General features: G+C 70.1%; 16 protein-coding genes. 6 read left to right on the forward strand and 10 right to left on the reverse strand.

Translation table 11 applies throughout. From position 1 onward, the window contains the following. Positions 1 to 43: 43 nt before the first annotated feature. Genes AB0D94_RS12080 through AB0D94_RS12090 form a run of 3 tightly spaced genes read right to left on the reverse strand, consistent with a single transcriptional unit; the run spans position 44 to position 2,741 of the window. Positions 44 to 910 carry a metal ABC transporter permease gene (locus AB0D94_RS12080; protein WP_362049638.1) on the reverse strand — a complete coding sequence of 289 codons (867 nt, stop codon included), beginning with the start codon at positions 908 to 910 and terminating at the stop codon, positions 44 to 46. Further along, on the reverse strand, positions 910 to 1,701 hold the full coding sequence (locus AB0D94_RS12085; RefSeq protein WP_362049641.1) for a metal ABC transporter ATP-binding protein: 792 nt from the start codon (positions 1,699 to 1,701) through the stop codon (positions 910 to 912). The genes AB0D94_RS12080 and AB0D94_RS12085 overlap by 1 nt, the downstream gene beginning before the upstream one ends. A 29-nt stretch (positions 1,702 to 1,730) precedes the next feature. Next, positions 1,731 to 2,741 (reverse strand): metal ABC transporter substrate-binding protein, encoded by a 1,011-nt coding sequence (locus AB0D94_RS12090; protein WP_362049644.1) that lies wholly within the window; start codon positions 2,739 to 2,741, stop codon positions 1,731 to 1,733. 154 nt (positions 2,742 to 2,895) lie between these two features. Between AB0D94_RS12090 and AB0D94_RS12095 the strand changes: the two genes are divergently transcribed. After that, entirely contained in the window at positions 2,896 to 4,278 is a 1,383-nt protein-coding gene (locus AB0D94_RS12095) for a glycine--tRNA ligase (protein WP_362049648.1), read from the forward strand. A 102-nt stretch (positions 4,279 to 4,380) separates the two neighbouring features. On the opposite strand, the gene AB0D94_RS12100 is transcribed toward AB0D94_RS12095, so the two are convergent. From AB0D94_RS12100 to AB0D94_RS12110, 3 genes are all read right to left on the reverse strand, one after another. After that, positions 4,381 to 4,974, reverse strand: a complete 594-nt coding sequence (locus AB0D94_RS12100) for a TetR/AcrR family transcriptional regulator (RefSeq protein ID WP_362049651.1) — start codon at positions 4,972 to 4,974, stop codon at positions 4,381 to 4,383. 21 nt (positions 4,975 to 4,995) lie between these two features. Continuing rightward, a complete protein-coding gene (locus tag AB0D94_RS12105) occupies positions 4,996 to 5,952 on the reverse strand; it encodes an aldo/keto reductase (protein ID WP_362049932.1) in 957 nt (318 codons plus the stop codon). 162 nt (positions 5,953 to 6,114) lie between these two features. Further along, positions 6,115 to 7,560, reverse strand: coding sequence for an MFS transporter (locus tag AB0D94_RS12110; RefSeq protein ID WP_362049654.1), 1,446 nt, complete (start codon positions 7,558 to 7,560; stop codon positions 6,115 to 6,117). 52 nt (positions 7,561 to 7,612) lie between these two features. Between AB0D94_RS12110 and dusB the strand changes: the two genes are divergently transcribed. From dusB to AB0D94_RS12125, 3 genes are all read left to right on the forward strand, one after another. Beyond that, entirely contained in the window at positions 7,613 to 8,755 is a 1,143-nt protein-coding gene (gene dusB, locus AB0D94_RS12115) for a tRNA dihydrouridine synthase DusB (RefSeq protein WP_362049657.1), read from the forward strand. A 365-nt stretch (positions 8,756 to 9,120) separates the two neighbouring features. Beyond that, positions 9,121 to 11,829, forward strand: coding sequence for a pyruvate, phosphate dikinase (gene ppdK / locus AB0D94_RS12120; RefSeq protein WP_362049660.1), 2,709 nt, complete (start codon positions 9,121 to 9,123; stop codon positions 11,827 to 11,829). A 386-nt stretch (positions 11,830 to 12,215) separates the two neighbouring features. Next, entirely contained in the window at positions 12,216 to 13,268 is a 1,053-nt protein-coding gene (locus tag AB0D94_RS12125) for a helix-turn-helix domain-containing protein (protein WP_362049663.1), read from the forward strand. A 57-nt stretch (positions 13,269 to 13,325) separates the two neighbouring features. Here AB0D94_RS12125 and AB0D94_RS12130 read toward each other — a convergent pair whose 3' ends face one another. Both AB0D94_RS12130 and AB0D94_RS12135 read right to left on the reverse strand, forming a co-directional pair. Continuing rightward, positions 13,326 to 14,486: an alkaline phosphatase PhoX gene (locus AB0D94_RS12130; protein ID WP_362049666.1), complete on the reverse strand. Its 1,161-nt coding sequence runs from the start codon at positions 14,484 to 14,486 to the stop codon at positions 13,326 to 13,328. Positions 14,487 to 14,614: 128 nt separating this feature from the next. Further along, positions 14,615 to 15,172, reverse strand: coding sequence for a hypothetical protein (locus AB0D94_RS12135; RefSeq protein WP_362049670.1), 558 nt, complete (start codon positions 15,170 to 15,172; stop codon positions 14,615 to 14,617). Positions 15,173 to 15,271: 99 nt separating this feature from the next. Here AB0D94_RS12135 and AB0D94_RS12140 point away from each other — a divergent pair, with 99 nt between their 5' ends. Together AB0D94_RS12140 and AB0D94_RS12145 are read left to right on the forward strand one after the other, a co-directional pair. Then, positions 15,272 to 15,736, forward strand: a complete 465-nt coding sequence (locus AB0D94_RS12140; protein ID WP_362049673.1) for a group III truncated hemoglobin — start codon at positions 15,272 to 15,274, stop codon at positions 15,734 to 15,736. A gap of 129 nt (positions 15,737 to 15,865) precedes the next feature. After that, entirely contained in the window at positions 15,866 to 16,273 is a 408-nt protein-coding gene (locus tag AB0D94_RS12145) for a VOC family protein (protein WP_362049676.1), read from the forward strand. A gap of 10 nt (positions 16,274 to 16,283) precedes the next feature. Here AB0D94_RS12145 and nirD read toward each other — a convergent pair whose 3' ends face one another. Together nirD and nirB are read right to left on the reverse strand one after the other, a co-directional pair. After that, complete coding sequence (nirD, locus tag AB0D94_RS12150; protein ID WP_362049679.1) at positions 16,284 to 16,616, reverse strand: nitrite reductase small subunit NirD; 333 nt, start codon at positions 16,614 to 16,616, stop codon at positions 16,284 to 16,286. After that, a complete protein-coding gene (gene nirB / locus AB0D94_RS12155; RefSeq protein ID WP_362049682.1) occupies positions 16,613 to 19,144 on the reverse strand; it encodes a nitrite reductase large subunit NirB in 2,532 nt (843 codons plus the stop codon). Before nirB ends, nirD begins: the two co-directional genes overlap by 4 nt. Between the last annotated feature and the right edge of the window lies 1 nt (position 19,145).

Genomic DNA, 19,145 nt, shown 5'->3' on the forward strand with positions numbered 1-19,145 from the left:
CCTCGTATCGGCCTTGGCCCATTGTGCCAGGCGGCCGGTCTCTCTATACCTTCACATCGTCTCGCGTGCAGACCTCTTCGGCCGCGCTCGCGGCCTTGGCGCGGCGCCGGGCCAGCGGTGCCGACAGGGCCGTCATGATCATGAAGACGGCGATGGCGAGCAGAACGATGGTCGCGCCGGAGGGGGCGTCGATGTAGTACGTGGTGGCCGTGCCGGTCAGGGAGACCAGCAGCGCGATCGCCATGGCCAGGGACAACGTCGCCGTGAACCCGCGCGTGACCCGCTGGGCGGCCGCGACCGGGATCACCATCATGGCGCTGACCAGCAGCAGGCCCACGATGCGCATGGCGACGGTGACGGTCACCGCGGCCGTGACCGCGATCAGCAGGTTGAGCAGGCGCACCGGCAGGCCGGTGACCCGGGCGAACTCCTCGTCCTGGCAGACGGCGAAGAGCTGCCGGCGCAGGCCGAGGGTGACGGCGAGGACGAAGGCGGCGAGGATCGCCATCGCGGTGACGTCCTCGGACGCGACCGTGGTGATCGATCCGAACATGGCGCTGAGCAGGTTGGTCGTGGAGCCGCCCGGAGCCATGTTGATGATCATGACTCCGCCGGCCAGGCCGCCGTAGAAGAGCATGGCGAGCGCGACGTCGCCGCTGGTGCGGCCCCGGGAGCGGATGAGCTCCATGCCGATGGCGCCGATGGACGCGACCAGGGTGGCCATCCACACCGGGCTCGTGTTGAGCAGGAAGCCGAGCGCGACACCGGTCATGGCCACGTGGCCGAGACCGTCGCCCATGACCGCCTGGCGGCGCTGGACGAGGTACGTGCCGATCGCGGGTGCGGTGATGCCCACCAGACCGGCGGCGATCAGCGCCCGCACCATGAAGGGGTAGTCGAGGAGGTCCATCAGCTCAGCAGTCCCGTCCGCAGGGGCTCGGCGTCGTGCGCCGCGTGGGGGTGTACGTGGTCGTGGCCGGGCAGGGCGTGCTGGCCGACGGCCTCCGGGGGCGGGCCGTCGTGCACGACGCAGCCGTCGCGCAGTACGACGGCCCGGCCGATCAGCGGCTCCAGCGGGCCCAGCTCGTGCAGGACGAGCAGGACGGCGGAGCCCTCGGCGACCTGCCGGCGCAGGGCGTTCGCCAGGACCTCCTGGTTGGCGAGGTCCACGCCGGCCATCGGCTCGTCCATGATCAGCAGCTCGGGCTCGACGGCGAGCGCCCGGGCGATGAGCACGCGCTGGTGCTGGCCGCCGGAGAGGGCGTTGACCGAGGCGTCGGCGTAGGTCTCCATGTCGACGAGGGCCAGGGCGCGCTCGACGGCCGCCTTGTCGGCCTTGCGCAGCAGACCGAACCGGGCGCGGGCCAGCCGGCCGGAGGAGACGACCTCCCGGACGGTGGCGGGGACGCCGCTGGCGGCGGTCGTGCGCTGCGGGACGTAGCCGATGCGCGACCAGTCCCGGAAGCGCTTGAGGTCGGTGCCGAAGAGGGACAGCGAGCCGCCGGTCAGCGGGACCTGGCCGACGACGGCGCGGACGGCGGTGGACTTGCCTGAACCGTTGGCTCCGAGAAGCGCGACGACCTCACCGGAGTGGACGGTGAGGTCGATCCCGCGCAGCACGGGGCGCGAGCCGAGCGAGGCCGTGGCCCCGCGCAGGGATATGACGGGCTGGTCCGCTGCCTGTCGGGGCGTGGACTGCATGGCTCGCGCCTCCGTTGCTGCTGCTGTCATTACTTGGCTCCGAGCGCCTTCTGGAGGTTCTTCAGGTTGGACCGCATGACCTCGAAGTAGTCAGCGCCCTGGGACTTGTCGGTGATTCCCTCGAGCGGGTCGAGGACGTCGGTCTTCAGGCCGGTGTCCGCCGCGAGGGTCTTGGCCGTCTTGTCGCTGGCCAGGGTCTCGAAGAACACGGTGGAGACATTGTCCTTCTTGGCGACCTCCTGGAGCTCCTTCATCCGGGCCGGGCTGGGCTCGGACTCGGGGTCGACGCCGGAGATGCCCTCCTGGTCCAGGCCGTAGCGCTCGGCGAGGTAGCCGAAGGCGGCGTGGGTGGTGATGAAGGTCTTGGTGGCCGTGTTCTTCAGGCCGTCCTTGAACTCGGTGTCGAGCCCGGTCAGCTTGGCGACCAGCTCTTCGGTGTTCTTCTTGTAGTCGGCGGCGTGGTCGGGGTCCGCCTTCTCCAGCGCCTTGCCGACGCCCTGGGCGATCTCGGCGTACTTGGCCGGGTCGAGCCAGACGTGCGGGTCGGTGGTGGCCTCGCCCTCCTTGGCGTGCTCCTCCTTGCCGTGCTCCTCCTTGCCGTGCTCCTCCTCGGAGTGGCCCGCCTCGCCCTCGTGGCCGTGCTCGTGGTCGTGGCCGGAGGCGCCGTGGGACTCCAGCGTGGTGAGGGTGGCGGCGTCGACGATGTTCTTCACGTCGGACTGGGCGACGGCCTTGTCGACGGCGGGCTGCAGGCTCTTGAGGTAGAGGATCACGTCGGCCTCGCCCAGCTGGGCGGTCTGCTTCGGGGTGATCTCCAGGTCGTGCGGTTCGACGCCCGGCTCGGTCAGGCTGCTGACCTTCACGTGGTCCTTGCCGATCTGCTCGGCGAGGAACTGCATCGGGTAGAACGACGCCGTCACGTCGAGCTTGCCGTCCGTCCCACCGGTGGCAGCGGCTCCGGAGCAGGCGGTGAGGGCCGTGGCGCCGAGGGCGACGGCTCCGGCGAGGGCGGCTGTGGGTATGAGGCGTCGTACGTTCATGACATCCATTTTCATCAAAAATGGAAACGATTGTCAAAAACCCAGGTGGGCGGCCCCGGTCCGGGCCGTAGAAGGGGATCCGATTTGAAAGGGGGGGTGCGGGCGCCGGTAACCTAAAGACTTCGCCGTTCGTCCTCGTAATGAAGAGAGCACCGTGGCCGCCGACAAGATCGAAACCATCGTCAGCCTGAGCAAGCGCCGTGGCTTCGTTTTCCCGTGCAGTGAGATCTACGGCGGCTCCAAGGCCGCCTGGGACTACGGCCCGCTCGGTGTCGAGCTCAAGGAGAACATCAAGCGCCAGTGGTGGAAGGCGATGGTCACCGGGCGTGAGGACATCGTCGGCCTCGACTCCTCCGTGATCCTGGCTCCCGAGGTGTGGGTGGCCTCCGGTCACGTCGCCACCTTCTCCGACCCGCTCACCGAGTGCACCTCCTGTCACAAGCGTCACCGCGCCGACCACCTGGAAGAGGCGTACGAGGCCAAGCACGGCCGTGTGCCCGCCAACGGCCTCGCCGACATCAACTGCCCCAACTGCGGTGTGAAGGGCCAGTTCACCGAGCCCAAGCAGTTCTCCGGCATGCTGGAGACCCACCTCGGCCCGACCCAGGACACCGGCTCCAAGGCGTACCTGCGCCCCGAGACCGCCCAGGGCATCTTCACCAACTTCGCCCAGGTGCAGGTCACTTCGCGCAAGAAGCCCCCCTTCGGCATCGCGCAGATGGGCAAGTCCTTCCGCAACGAGATCACCCCCGGCAACTTCATCTTCCGCACGCGCGAGTTCGAGCAGATGGAGATGGAGTTCTTCGTCAAGCCGGGCGAGGACGAGCAGTGGCAGGAGTACTGGATGGCCGAGCGGTGGAACTGGTACCGCGACCTCGGCATCCGCGAGGAGAACATCCGCTGGTTCGACCACCCGAAGGAGAAGCTGTCCCACTACTCGAAGCGCACCGCCGACATCGAGTACCGCTTCAACTTCGGTGGTAACGAGTTCTCCGAGCTCGAGGGCATCGCCAACCGCACCGACTACGACCTCAAGGCCCACTCGGCGGCCTCGGGTGCGAGCCTGACCTACCACGACCAGGAGTCCGGCGAGCGCTACACCCCGTTCGTCATCGAGCCGGCAGCCGGTGTCAACCGCGCCATGCTCGCCTTCATGCTCGACGCGTACAACGAGGACGAGGCCCCCAACGCCAAGGGCATCATGGAGAAGCGCACCGTGATGCGCCTCGACCCGCGCCTGGCCCCGGTCAAGGTCGCCGTCCTGCCGCTGTCCCGCAACGCGCAGCTGTCGCCGAAGGCCAAGGGCCTCGCCGCCGACCTGCGCAAGAACTGGAACATCGAGTTCGACGACGCGGGCGCCATCGGCCGCCGCTACCGCCGCCAGGACGAGATCGGTACGCCGTTCTGCGTCACCGTCGACTTCGACACCCTGGACGACAACGCGGTGACCGTGCGCGAGCGCGACACCATGAAGCAGGAGCGCGTCTCCCTGGACCAGATCCAGAGCTACCTCGGCAGCCGCCTGCTCGGCTGCTAGTACCTGCCGTACCAAGACCGGTGGCCCGGTGCGCACGCTGCGCACCGGGCCACCGGTCTTTCGCCGGCAAGCCCGGTCCGCTTCGGACGGCGCGGACCCCCGTCAGGCGCGCAGGCCCCGGATGACGAGGGAGGTGACCGCCTCGAACTCCGTGGTGATCGTGGGCGAGAGCCAGTCGGCCGCGTACTGCGGATCGTGGAAGCGGCCGGTGGCGTCGAACACCGCGCGCGCGGCGCCAGGCACGTCCTCGGCGGCCAGCGTGCCCGCCGCGACTCCCTCGGCGATGATCCGGGCCAACTGCGCGATCAGCTCGGTGAGGTGGGCGTCCACCACGTCACTGTTCTCGGCGAGCAGCACGGTGTAGGTGGCGAACAGTTCCGGGTCGTCCCCCGCCTTGTGGCGCTTGGCCTCGAAGAGGGCCTCCAGCCACGCTTCGAGCTTGGAGGGGGCGCTCGCTGCGGGGGCCGAGGCGATCTCCTCCAGCATGACGACGCTCTTGGCGAGCCAGCGGTCCGTGACGGCCTCGCGCAGCGCCGCCTTCGACGGGAAGTGGCGGTACACGCTGCCGTGGCTGACACCCAGGGCGCGCGCCACGTCCACCACGGTCGCCTTGGTGGGGCCGAAGCGGCGCAGCACCTCCTCGGTGGTCTCGAGGATGCGCTCGGACGTCAGGGGCTCGGCAGCTGCGGGAGGCATGAGTACGACCGTACCGCCAGCTCAGTGCTCGCTGTCGAGGTGGGCCATCTGCGCGGCGGGGTACCGCTCGCCGGCCGCCGCGCCGACGGGCACGGCCTCCTCGACGGCGGCCAGGTCGGCGGCGTCGAGCTCTATGTCCAGGGCGCCCAGTGCCTCGGCGAGGCGGTCGCGGCGGCGGGCGCCCACCAGCGGCACGATGTCGACGCCGTGCCGCGGCCCCTGCGCGAGCACCCAGGCGATGGCCGTCTGGGCCACGCTCACGCCCTTGCCCTCCGCGACCTTGCGCAGGGCGTCCACCAGGTCCAGGTTGCGGTCGAGGTTGTCGCCCTGGAAGCGGGGGCTCATACCGCGGAAGTCGCCCGGGGCCAGCGCGCGGTCGCGGGTGAAGTGGCCGCTGATCAGGCCGCGGGACAGCACCCCGTACGCCGTGACGCCTATGCCGAGCTCGCGGGCGGTCGGCAGGATCTCCTCCTCGATGCCGCGGGAGATCAGCGAGTACTCGATCTGGAGGTCCGAGATCGGGGCCACGGCGGCGGCCCGGCGCATGGTGTCCGCGCCGACCTCGGAGAGCCCGATGTGGCGGACGTGCCCGGCCTCGACGGCCTCGGCGATCGCACCGATCGTCTCCTCGATCGGCACGTCCGGGTCCACGCGGGCGATCCGGTAGATGTCGATGTGGTCCCGGCCGAGCCGCTGGAGCGAGTAGGCCAGGAAGTTCTTGACGGCCTCGGGCCGGCCGTCGTAGCCGGTGAAGCCGCCCTCGACGGTGCGCAGTGCGCCGAACTTGACGCTGGTCAGCGCCTTCTCGCGGGCCGCGGCGGGCGCGGTGCGCAGGGCTTCGTTGATCAGCAGTTCGTTGTGGCCCATGCCGTAGAAGTCGCCCGTGTCCAGCAGGGTGACCCCCGCGTCGAGCGCGGCGTGGATGGTCGCGAGGGACTCGGCCCGGTCCGCCTCCCCGTAGAGGGCGGACATCCCCATGCAGCCGAGGCCGAGCGGGAAGACGGACGGCCCGGTGGCGCCGAGCCTGCGGTAGGCGGTCGTGTCGCGGTGGGTGGTGCCGACGGTGCTGGTGACGTTCTCGTTCGTAGCCATGAAACGAGAATGGCATGACGGATGACAGATTTCAATATCTGTCACTCGTCAGTGTGAGCGGGTCCGGTCGGGGTCCGGGTCCGTGGTCGCCTCCAGGGTGCGGGCCGTCCGTTCGGCCGTCGCCATGGCCCAGCGCCCACTGCTCGCCACGCCCACCACCAGGACGGCCAGCCCGCAGAGCGTGATGAACCACCAGGCCGGCCGGGCCGCCGCGGTGAACTCCGCGCCGCCCGCCAGCCCGGCCGACAGGACCGCACCGGCGATCGCGACGCCCAGCGCCCCGCCGGTCTGCCGGCTGGTGGAGGCGATCGCGGCCGCGACACCCGCCTGGGAACGGGGCATGCCGGAGACAGCCGTATTGGTGATGGGCGCGTTCACCATGCCGAAGCCGATCCCGAAGAGCACGTACCCGGCGAAGAGGAGGGGCGTGGAGGTCTCGGCCGAGAAGACCGCGAAGAGCAGCCCGCTCACCGCCATCGTCACGCCCGCGATCAGCAGCGGCAGCCGGGGCCCCCGGGAGCCGACCAGCCGCCCCGCCAGCGGCGCGCACAGGAAGGTCAGGGCCGCCATCGGCAGCAGGTAGAGCCCGGCGTCCAGGGCGCTGAGCCCCCGTACGTCCTGGAGGTAGAGGGTGTTCAGGAACAGCACTCCGCTCAGCCCCGCGAAGGCGCTCACCGCGATCACCGTCGCCCCGCTGAAGGGGATGCTGCGGAAGAAGCGCGGATCGATCAGCGGATCCGCCCGCCGGGGCTCGTACAGCAGCAGCGCCACCAGCGAGGCGACGGCCACCAGGACGCAGCCGGTGATCACCGGCGAGCCCCAGCCCGCGGCCGGGGCCTCGATGATCGCGTAGGTGACCGTGCCGAGCGAGGTCATGACGAGCAGCTGGCCGACGGGATCCGGGCGGCGGGCCCGTGCGGCCCGCGACTCCGGGACGTAGCGCAGGGTCAGTACGAGGGCGAGGAGTCCGACCGGCAGGTTCACCCAGAAGATGGACCGCCAGCCCACCGAGTCCACCAGTACGCCGCCGATCAGCGGGCCCGCGGCCATGGAGATGCCCGCCACCGCCCCCCAGATCCCGATGGCGCGGGCGCGCTGCGCGGGGTCCGTGAAGGTGTTGGTGATGATCGACATGGCGACCGGGTTGAGCATCGAGCCGCCGACGGCCTGGATCATCCGGAAGACGATCAGCCACTCCAGGTTCGGCGTCAGCGAGCACAGCAACGAGCCGAGCGTGAAGAGGACCAGGCCCGCGATGAACACCTTCCGGCGCCCGATCCGGTCGGCCGTGGAGCCCGCCAGCATCAGCAGGGAGGCGAGGACCAGCGTGTATGCGTCGATCGTCCACTGCATTCCGGCGACCGAGGCGTTCAGGTCCCGGCGCATGGAGGGGAGCGCGACGTTCAGGACGGTGTTGTCGAGGCTGACGATGAACAGGCTCGTGCAGCAGATCCCCAGCACGAGCAAGCGTCGCCGGTGACTCAAGTCGGACATATCGGGGATAGTACGTCAAACTAACGATCGAGCGGTGCGCGACAATGGGGGAATGACCACGCTCCCTCCGCCTCTCGCGATCGGCCCGCACACCGTGCAGCCCCCGGTGGTGCTCGCGCCCATGGCCGGTATCACCAATGCCCCGTTCCGTACCCTCTGCCGCGAGTTCTCGGGCGGCAAGGGGCTGTTCGTGAGCGAAATGATCACGACCCGCGCCCTGGTCGAGCGCAACGAGAAGACCATGCAGCTGATCCACTTCGACGAGGCCGAGAAGCCCCGCTCGATCCAGCTGTACGGCGTCGACCCCGTGACGGTCGGCAAGGCCGTCCGCATGATCGTGGAAGAGGACCGCGCCGACCACATCGACCTCAACTTCGGCTGCCCGGTCCCCAAGGTGACCCGCAAGGGCGGCGGCTCGGCCCTCCCGTACAAGCGGAACCTGCTGCGCGCGATCCTGCGCGAGGCCGTCGCCGGCGCCGGCGACCTGCCGGTGACCATGAAGATGCGCAAGGGCATCAACGACGAGCACCTCACCTACCTCGACGCCGGCCGGATCGCCGTCGAGGAGGGCGTCACCGCCATCGCCCTGCACGGGCGCACCACCGCCCAGCACTACGGCGGCACCGCCGACTGGGAGGCCATCGCCCGGCTCAAGGAGCACGTGCCGGAGATCCCGGTGCTCGGCAACGGCGACATCTGGTGCGCCGAGGACGCCCTGCGTATGGTCCGCGAGACCGGCTGCGACGGCGTGGTCGTGGGCCGCGGCTGCCTGGGTCGGCCGTGGCTGTTCAACGACCTGGTGGCGGCCTTCGAGGGGCGCCCGGAGGACTTCCGCAAGCCCACGCTGCGCGAGGTCGCGGGCACCATGCACCGGCACGCCCAGCTGCTCGGGGAATGGATCGGCGACGAGGCGCGCGGGGTGATCGACTTCCGTAAGCATGTGGCCTGGTACCTCAAGGGCTTCTCGGTGGGTTCGGAGATGCGCAAGAAGCTGGCGGTCACTTCGTCGCTGGCCGAGCTGGACGCTCATCTGAGCGAGCTGGATCTGGATCAGGCATGGCCCGAGAGTGCGGACGGTCCGCGCGGCCGGACGTCCGGAAACAACCGAGTTGTCCTGCCCGACGGCTGGCTGAAGGACCCGTACGACTGCGCGGGCGTCGGCGAGGAAGCCGAACTGGACACCTCCGGAGGCTGACAAATCGCCCTCCGTGGCGCGTGATATACGCCACGCATGGGTGAGGTTTCGCTCAGATGAGCGCCGACGTCACGGATAAGACTTTCAAAGGGTGGCACTGGGTGCCACCCTTTGTGCGTTCAATACTTGAACGCAAATGTATCGATGATCGCTCATCCGAGCAGGATCAAGCCTCACCAGCCCCCTCACCCTTCGGCTTGTGAACGCTCTTCGTACTTTCTGATTACCCATGAGTTACTTTCGATCTGCTGGCGCACGGGTGGTTACAGCCGTATGACGACCAAGTGGACGTACCCAGAAGCCTTCGATCTGGGTATGTTCCTGGCCGTCAGGGCAGCCAGCCGAGCCTCGAGGAGTCGAGACCCGTGTCGGAAAACAAAGATCAGAAGTTCGTCTACGACTTCACCGAGGGCAACCGCGACCTCAAGGACCTTCTCGGCGGCAAGGGGGCCAACCTCGCCGAGATGACCAACCTGGGTCTGCCGGTCCCTCCCGGCTTCACCATCACCACCGAGGCCTGCAAGGTCTACCTCGACAGCGGTACGGCCCCGGCCGAGCTGCGCGACGAGGTCAGCGCCCACCTGGCGGCCCTCGAGGCGAAGATGGGCAAGAAGCTCGGTCAGTCGGACGACCCGCTGCTGGTCTCCGTGCGTTCCGGCGCCAAGTTCTCGATGCCCGGCATGATGGACACGGTCCTCAACATCGGCCTCTCCGACGAGTCGGTCGCCGGCCTCGCCTCCCAGTCCGGTGACGAGCGCTTCGCGTGGGACTCCTACCGCCGCCTCATCCAGATGTTCGGCAAGACCGTCCTCGGCGTCGACGGCGAGCTCTTCGAGGAAGCCCTCGAAGAGGCCAAGGCCGCCAAGAAGGTCACCGTCGACACCGACCTCGACGCCGCTGACCTGAAGAAGCTGGTCAAGCTCTTCAAGAAGATCGTGGCGAAGGAGGCGGGCCGCGAGTTCCCGCAGGACGCCCGCGACCAGATGGACCTCGCCGTCGAGGCGGTCTTCAACTCCTGGAACACCGACCGCGCCAAGCTGTACCGCCGCCAGGAGCGCATCCCCGGCGACCTCGGCACCGCCGTCAACATCTGCTCCATGGTCTTCGGCAACCTCGGCCCCGACTCCGGCACCGGCGTCGCCTTCACCCGCGACCCCGCCAGCGGCCACCAGGGCGTCTACGGCGACTACCTGCAGAACGCGCAGGGCGAGGACGTCGTCGCGGGCATCCGCAACACCGTGCCGCTCGCCGATCTGGAGCAGATCGACAAGAAGTCGTACGACCAGCTCATGGGCATCATGGAGACCCTCGAGACGCACTACAAGGACCTGTGCGACATCGAGTTCACCATCGAGCGCGGCCAGCTGTGGATGCTCCAGACCCGCGTCGGCAAGCGCACCGCCGGCGCCGCCTTCCGTATCGCCACGCAGCTCGTGGACCAGGGCCTGATCGACGAGGCCGAGGCCCTCCAGCGAGTCACCGGCCACCAGCTCGCGCAGCTGATGTTCCCGCGCTTCGACGAGGACGCGAAGACCACGCTGCTGGGCCGCGGCATCGCCGCCTCCCCGGGCGCGGCCGTCGGCAAGGCCGTCTTCGACTCGTACACGGCCGTCAAGTGGTCCCGCTCCGGCGAGAAGGTCATCCTGATCCGCCGCGAGACCAACCCGGACGACCTCGACGGAATGATCGCCTCCGAGGGCATCCTGACCTCGCGCGGCGGCAAGACCTCGCACGCCGCCGTCGTCGCCCGCGGCATGGGCAAGACCTGTGTCTGCGGCGCCGAGGAGCTCGACGTCGACACCAAGCGCCGCCGGATGACGGTCGGCGACACGGTCATCGAAGAGGGCGACGTCGTCTCCATCGACGGCTCCACCGGCAAGGTGTACCTCGGTGAGGTACCCGTCGTACCGTCCCCGGTCGTCGAGTACTTCGAGGGCCGCATGCACGCCGGCGCCGACGACGCCGACGAGCTGGTCGCCGCCGTGCACCGGATCATGGCCTACGCGGACCGCGTCCGCCGGCTGCGCGTGCGCGCCAACGCCGACAACGCCGAGGACGCGCTGCGTGCCCGCCGCTTCGGCGCCCAGGGCATCGGCCTGTGCCGCACCGAGCACATGTTCCTCGGTGAGCGCCGCGAACTGGTGGAGCGACTGATCCTCGCGGACACCGACGAAGAGCGCGAGGCGGCACTCAGTGCCCTCCTGCCGCTGCAGAAGAAGGACTTCGTCGAGCTGTTCGAGGCGATGGACGGCCTGCCCGTCACCGTCCGCCTCCTCGACCCGCCGCTGCACGAGTTCCTGCCCGACATCACCGAGCTGTCGGTGCGCGTCGCCCTCGCCGAGTCCCGCAAGGACGCCAACGAGAACGACCTGCGCCTGCTCCAGGCCGTGCACAAGCTGCACGAGCAGAACCCGATGCTGGGTCTGCGCGGCGTCCGCCTCGGTCTGGTCATCCCCGGCCTGTTCAAGATGCAGGTACGGGCGATCGCCGAGGCCGCGGCCGAGCGCAAGAACGCCAAGGGCGACCCGCGCGCCGAGATCATGGTCCCGCTCGTCGGCACCGTCCAGGAGCTGGAGATCGTCCGCGACGAGGCCGACCAGGTCATCGCCGAGGTCGAGGCCGCCACCGGCACCAGCCTCAAGCTGACCATCGGCACCATGATCGAGCTGCCCCGCGCCGCGCTGACGGCCGGGCAGATCGCCGAGGCCGCGCAGTTCTTCTCCTTCGGCACGAACGACCTGACCCAGACGGTGTGGGGCTTCTCCCGCGACGACGTCGAGGCCAGCTTCTTCACCGCGTACCTGGAGAAGGGCATCTTCGGGGTCTCGCCCTTCGAGACCATCGACAAGGACGGCGTCGGCGCCCTCGTCCGCAGCGCGGTCCAGGCCGGCCGGGCCACCCGCCCCGACCTCAAGCTCGGCATCTGCGGCGAGCACGGCGGTGACCCCGAGTCCGTCCACTTCTTCCACGAGGTCGGCCTCGACTACGTCTCCTGCTCGCCCTTCCGGATCCCGGTGGCGCGCCTGGAGGCCGGCCGTGCCGCCGCCGAGGCGAAGGGCAGCGACAGCCGCTGACCCCCCGGCCCGCGAAGGGCCCCACAGACCGCGCCTGCCCCCGGGTTCCCTGACGCCCTGGGGGCGGGCGCGCCTATTTTTGTTCGTTCAACAAGTCTTTACGTCAGCAGGCGGTGGACGGATCCCCACCCGTCCACCGCCTGCTGTCATTCTGCCGGGCACGTCGGCGCTTCCCGTGCGACCGACCGCCAGGCCCCGCAAAGCCCCCCACGGCCTTCACGGAGCGTTTCGGTCGCATCGGAGTGTGCCCGGCGGAGTACAGGATTTCGGTTGTCACGCCCCTGCCGAAAGGGGTTTCAACTGTGGCCGAAAGGGCGTGGTGACCACGTGTGACGGCATGCATACTCATGGGGCGGGGGGATTGCGGTTGCACAGGTGGGGGTTCGGTGCTGCGTATCCATTTCACTGGAGTGGACCTGGCACGCGTACGGATGGCAGGGCGTCCCGATGCGTTGTGGGAAACAGTTCTCAGCTTTCACCGTTTAAGGGACCGGCGTGACGCCCGGTTGTTCGGTGAATGGCGAACGGAAACTCGGAGCAGGTTGAATAGTGAAACACGCGTGCTCGGTATGCTCATACCGAGCCGCGGATATTTTCCGGATTTCCTGACCCCCGTGGAGGGGCAGTACGGGTGGGACGTCGGCGTCGACGCGCTGCGCGGCATCCGCCCGGACCGCATGCGGCAGGAGCTGGCGCTGCTGGGCGCGGGAGCCGGTCTCGGAGCGGCGTTCGGCATGCCCTCCGCCGTGAGCGGGGGCGCCGAGTCCTCCCTCCCGCGGCGGCTCCGGGAGCTCATGGACGGCGGCACCAAGCACCTGCCGCGCCTGCTGGGCGAGCTGCGCGCCTACCACCGGGCGGCCGTCGAACCGTACTGGACGCACATCCAGGCCCAGATCGAGGCCGAGCGGGCCGCACGCGGCCGGGCCCTGCTGGACGGGGGCGCGGACGAGCTGCTGGCCTCGCTGCCGCCGATGCTGCGCTGGCGGGCCCCGGTGCTGGAGTGCGACTACCCCGTGGACCGGGACGTACGTCTGCGCGGGCGCGGGCTGCTGCTCCAGCCCTCCTTCTTCTGCCGGCGGACCGCGGTGACCCTGCACGACCCGGAACTGCCGCCGGTGCTGGTCTACCCGGCCGCCGCGCAGCTGGTCTCCGCGCCGACCGGCGGGGACGTGCGCCCGGTCGTCGAGGAGCAGCGGGTGCGCACCCTGGGCAAGCTCGTCGGCCACACCCGCTCGGTGGTGCTGCGGGCCATCGGCGACGGGGCCACCACCAGCGAACTCGCCCGCCGGGCCGGGGTCTCGCTGGCCTCCGCGAGCCAGCACGCCTGCGTGATGCGCGAGGCGGGCCTGGTCACCACCCTGCGCCACGGCAACGCGGTGCTGCACACGGTGACCCCGCTGGGCGCCGCCCTCCTCAAGGGCGGGGCGGTGGCCTCGTAGAAGGCCGGAAGGGCGCGGCCCCGGGGAAGCCCGGAGCCGCGCCCTCGGCGCTGGAGGTCAGACCCGGAACGGGCCCGTGACCTCGTAGGTGATGCCGCCCGTGGAGCTGCCGCTCGTGCCGCGCTGGCTGGAGAAGTACAGCCGGTTGCCGGCGGGGGAGAAGGCCGGGCCGCAGATTTCCGAGGAGGACTGGCCGGTGATCCGCAGGAACGGGGCGACCACGTCGTCCGGGGTGATCAGGCAGATCTCCATGTTCCCGCCGTCCTCGGCGATGTACAGGTCGCCGTACGAGGACCCGGTGACGTTGTCCACCCCCGTCAGCGGGGCCGAGCCGCCGGGGACGAGCGAGTCGTCGTAGGCCAGCTCGTAGGTGTTGTTCGTGAGGTTGAGCTGCCAGACCCGGTTGTCGCCCTTGGTGGTGAACCAGACGGTGTCGTTGGCGTAGTGGCAGCCCTCGCCGCCGTTGAACTTCTTCGCGCCCGAGACCTGGCTGCGGGTCGCGGTCGGGGAGCCGTCCGGGTCCGGCACGTTGGCCCAGGTGAAGGAGCCGGAGGTGGCCGTACCCGCCTTGAGGACCTGCAGGGTGCCCGAGGAGAGGTTGCCCCAGGTGGTGGGGACGAAGCGGTAGAAGCAGCCGCTGGAGTCGTCTTCGGTGAGGTAGACGACCTTGCGGACCGGGTCGGCGGCCGCCGCCTCGTGGTTGAAGCGGCCCATCGCGGAGCGGCGGACGGCGGCGTTCACTCCCCACGGGTCGGTCTCGTACACGTAGCCGAGGCTGACCTCCTCACAGGACAGCCAGGTGTTCCAGGGGGTCGCGCCGCCCGCGCAGTTGCGGTTGGTGTTGGACAGGATCCGGTAGGCGGAGGTGATCGAGCCGGACGAGTCGAACTTCACCGCGCTCGCGCCGCCGGTGGAGGAGATCTCCGAGTTGGACACGTAGATCCAGCCCGTGCCGTCCGCGAAACACGCCCCGCCGTCGGGGGCGCTGTGCCACTTGTACGAGGTGGAGCCGACGTTCTGGCCGGACCGGGCGATCACCCGGCTGCTGAAGCCGGCGGGCAGCTGGATGCCGTTCGCGTCCGCCGCGCCGAGGGCCCCGTAGGGTCCGGCGCCGGGCTGGGCGGGCGCCGCGTAGGCGGCGCCGTGCATCAGCGTGCCGCCGAAGGCGGCAGCCGAGGAGCCTATGACGGCACCGCGCAGGAAGGTACGACGTTCCACGGTCACTCCTGTGGGAGGAAGTCCCCCCGTGCCCGGCCGGGCGCGGGGGTCGCACGCGTCGAGGAACCTAGGAGCACTGAGTTGACGTGACCTCAATTCCTCATTACGCACGAGCGACCGCTTCGAGTTCAATCCTCGAGGAGGGACTTCAGGACACCGAGACGCTCCTTCCAGAAAGACTTGTAGACCTCCACCGCGTCGGCGTCTGCGAGTTTCGTGTGCCCGAGTCCCACCTGCGTACGGTCCGGGCCTTTGGGGGTGAGATAGACGGAGATACGGCTGCTTCCGCCGTCCCAGTCGGCGGTGAGCGACTTCCCGGGCCGGTGCGTGCGCAGAGCGAAATCCGCGTGCGGCAGCCAGCGCTCGCGCACCGCCGCGTCGGCGAAGGCCTCCGTCACCCGCTCGGGTCCGGCGCCCACGGTGCGGCTGGCCGACGCCTGCCAGTCGCCGTCGCAGGACTGGCCGACCTCGCGCATCCCCCGCTCCTGCTCGTAGCCCACCGTGACCGACTGGGCGTACCAGCCGCTCACCCCGTACGCGTCCACGAGCCGGCGGGCGATCTCGGTGTGGGTGCGCGCGGTGGCGCCCCAGCCGTCGAGCTCGGCGAACCAGCCGGCCCAGTCCCGGCCGGTCTCCGCGACCAGGGCCTCGTCCGACAGCTTCTCGGTGATCTTCTTGACGGCCATGCTCCGACGCTACTGCGGGCGGCGGACCCCGGCACGATGTGACGTACTGCGGGACTTTCTGCCCTGGGGAGGCCCCGGATGGGGAAGGATGGTGGAGCGATGAACCACTTCGCCGCCGATGCCGACATCCGCGGCCGCGCCGACCTCGACGTCGTGCTGCGCCGCTTCTACAGCGCAGCCTTCGCCGACCGCCGGATCGGTCCCTTCTTCACCGAGATCGCGGGCACGGACCTGGAGGTCCACCTGCCCCGCATCACCGACTTCTGGGAGCGGGCCCTGTTCCGCAGCGCCGACTACGGGCGCGACGCCTTCGCCCCGCACGCCGCGCTGCACTCGGCGCGGGCCATGACGGGCGCGGACTTCGGACGCTGGCTCCAGCTGTGGAACGCGACGATCGACGGCCTGCACCGCGGACCGAACGCCGAACGGGCCAAGGCACAGGGCGAGCGGATCGCGCTGGCCCTGCACCGGCGGCTGGCCGGCGCCGACGCCGGACCGCTGCACGGCGAGGGCCGGGTCGGCTTCGTCCCGCTGGCCGCGCTGGAGCTGCGCTCGGTCGCCTGACCCGCGGTTCCCGCAGGTCACCGGGCCGCGGAAAAAATCCTGGAGAAAATCCGGCGGGAGCGATGAGTTTCCCCGGAGCCCCCGGTCTACCTCTCGAAAGCACACCACGAGAGAAGAAGAGGGACCGAGATGCCCGCGACCATGATCTTCGTCAACCTGCCCGTCAAGGACCTGGATGCCAGCAAGGCCTTCTGGGGCAAGCTCGGATACTCCTTCAACGCCCAGTTCAGCGACGAGAACTGCGCCTCCATGGTGATCAGCGACACCATCGTCGCGATGCTCCTGACCGAGGCCCGCTACAAGGACTTCACCCACAAGGAGATCGCGGACGCCACCAGGACCTCCGAGGTGCTCCTGTGCCTGAGCGCCGAGAGCCGCGCCAAGGTCGACGAGCTCGTCGACGGGGCCGTCGCCGCCGGGGCCACCGAGCCCCGTCCCGCGCAGGACCACGGCTTCATGTACGGCCGCGCCTTCGACGACCTCGACGGCCACACCTGGGAGATCATGTGGATGGACCCGGCGGCGGTCCAGGGCTGAGCCCCGTGCCTCACGAGGTCGCGGCGGTCCGCACCCGGTAGGTCCGGACCGCCACCTCCTCGTCGTCCAGGCAGCGCCCCGACTCCAGGTCGAAACGCTGCTTGAGCAGCGGCGAGGCCACGAAGGGCCGGCCCTGCGCGCACCCCAGCAGTCCCCGCGAGAGGACCTGCGCGCCGGTGAAGGGGTCCTGGTTGGCGATCGCGTACGTGCGCCCCGAGCGGTCGGTGAACACCGCGGCCTGGCTCCCGTCGGGCAGCAGGGCCGCGACCCCCCGCCCGGGGGTGAGCGCGGACAGCTCGCACACCGTCAGCCAGCCCTCCGGCACCTCGAGTTCGACGGTCATCGTGTGCCTCCCACGGGCTCAAGGGTGAGAACGGCCAGGTCGGGCTTGACCTGGTCCCGCTCGGGGACGAACTTCACGGTCGGGTCGGGGGCGCCGGGCGCGTTGACGAAGGACACGAACCGGCGCAGCCGCTCCGGGTCCTGGAGGGTCTCGGCCCACTCGTCGCGGTAGTGCGACACGTGGTCGGCCATCAGGGACTCCAGCTCGGCGCACAGCCCGAGCGAGTCGTGCACGACGACGTCCCGCAGGTGCTCCAGGCCCCCCTCCAGCCGCTCCAGCCAGGTGGAGGTCCGCTCCAGCCGGTCGGCGGTGCGGATGTAGAACATCAGGAACCGGTCGATGAGCCGCACCAGTTCGGCGTCCGAGAGGTCCTGGGCGAGGAGGTCGGCGTGGCGCGGCGTGGCCCCGCCGTTGCCGCCGACGTACAGGTTCCAGCCGCTCGCCGTCGCGATCACGCCGAAGTCCTTGCTCTGTGCCTCCGCGCACTCGCGGGCGCAGCCGGACACCGCCGACTTGAGCTTGTGGGGGGCGCGCAGGCCCCGGTAGCGCAGCTCCAGGTCGATGGCCATCCGTACGCTGTCCTGGACCCCGTAGCGGCACCAGGTCTGTCCCACGCAGGACTTCACCGTCCGCAGGGCCTTCCCGTACGCGTGCCCGGACTCGAACCCGGCGTCCACGAGCCGGGCCCAGATCCGCGGGAGCTGGTCCACGCTCGCCCCGAACAGGTCGATCCGCTGCCCACCGGTGATCTTCGTGTAGAGCCCGAAGTCGCGGGCCACTTCGCCGATCACGATCAGCTTCTCCGGGGTGATCTCACCTCCGGGAATGCGCGGGACGACCGAGTACGAGCCGTTGCGCTGCAAGTTCGCGAGGAAGTGGTCGTTGGTGTCCTGGAGGGCGGCCTGCTCCCCGTCCAGGACGTAGACGCTCGCGCCGAGCGTCGGGGCGAGGGAGGCGATGATCGAGCCGACGGTGGGCTTGCAGACCTCGCAGCCGTCACCGCCGCGGGCCTCGGGCCGGCCGTGGCCGTCGAGCAGCTGCTCGTACGAGGTCAGGCGGCGGGTGCGGACGATCTCGTAGAGCTCGGCGCGGGTGTGCGGGAAGCAGCCGCACAGCCCCTTGTCGGTGGCGGCGGGCAACAGCTGGCCGATCACCTTGAGGCAGCTGCCGCAGCCGGTGCCCGCCTTGGTGCACTTCTTGACCTCGGGGAGGGTGGCGCAGGCGGCGATGGCCTTCTTGGTGACGTTGTGGCAGGAGCAGATCACCGCGTGGTCGGGCAGGGCGGACGGGCCGAGGGCGACGGGCGCGCCGAGTCCGGCGGGCAGGACCAGCTGCTCGGGCGCGACGGGCGGCACGCTGCCGGTGAGCGGGCGCAGCACACCGTACGAGTCGGCGTCACCGACCAGGACCCCGCCCAGGAGCACCCCGTCGGGGGAGACGACGAGCTTCTTGTAGACACCGGAGCGGGAGTCGGACCAGACGACGTCCAGGCTGCCCGGGGCGCTGCCGTGGGCGTCGCCGAAGGAGGCCACGTCCACGCCGAGCAGCTTGAGCTTGGTGGAGAGGTCGGCCCCGGTGAACTCCTTCTCCCGGCCCAGGAGGTCGTCGGCGGCGGTCTCGGCCATCTCGTAGCCGGGGGCGACCAGGCCGTAGACGCGGCCGTCGGAAGCCAGGGCGCATTCGCCGATGGCGTAGACCCGCGGGTCGGAGGTGCGGCAGCGGGAGTCGACCTGGATGCCGCCGCGCTCGCCGACGTCCAGGCCGCAGTCGCGGGCGAGCTGGTCGCGGGGGCGGACGCCGGCGGAGAAGACCACGAGGTCGGTGTCGACGGCGGAGCCGTCCGAGAGCCGCATGCCCGACACCCGGCCGTCCTCGCCGGTCAGCACCTCCTGGGTGCCGACGCCGGTGTGGACGGTGAGGCCCATGGACTCGATGGTGCGCAGCAGGGCCGCGCCGCCGCCCTCGTCGACCTGGACGGGCATCAGGCGCGGGGCGAACTCGACGATGCGGGTGGTGAGGCCGAGGCCCTGGAGGGCGCCCGCGGCTTCGAGTCCGAGGAGACCGCCGCCGACGACCGCGCCCGTGGTGCGGCCCTTGGCGTACTCCTCGATGGCCAGGAGGTCCTCGATGGTGCGGTAGACGAAGCAGCCGGGGGCGTCCTTGCCCTGGACGGGCGGCACGAAGGGGTAGCTGCCGGTGGCCAGGACGAGGACGTCGTAGGGGAAGACCTGCCCGGAGCGGGAGGTGACGGTGCGGGCGTCCCGGTCGATGTGCTCGGCCGGGTCGCCGAGGTGCAGGGAGATGCCGTGCTCCGCCATGAACCCCGGGGGAGTCATGGACAGGTCCTCGGCGCTGCTGCCGGAGAAGTACGAGGTCAGGTGCACGCGGTCGTAGGCGGGCCGGGGCTCCTCGCAGAGCACGGTGATCCGGTGCGTGGCGGTGACCCCGTGCTCGGCGAGCGCTTCGAGGTAGCGCTGGCCGACCATGCCGTGCCCGATGAGCACGATCGTGGGCAAGGGCTCGGTCATG

It is taken from the genome of Streptomyces sp. NPDC048255, from assembly GCF_040652415.1.
GTDB lineage: Bacteria > Actinomycetota > Actinomycetes > Streptomycetales > Streptomycetaceae > Streptomyces.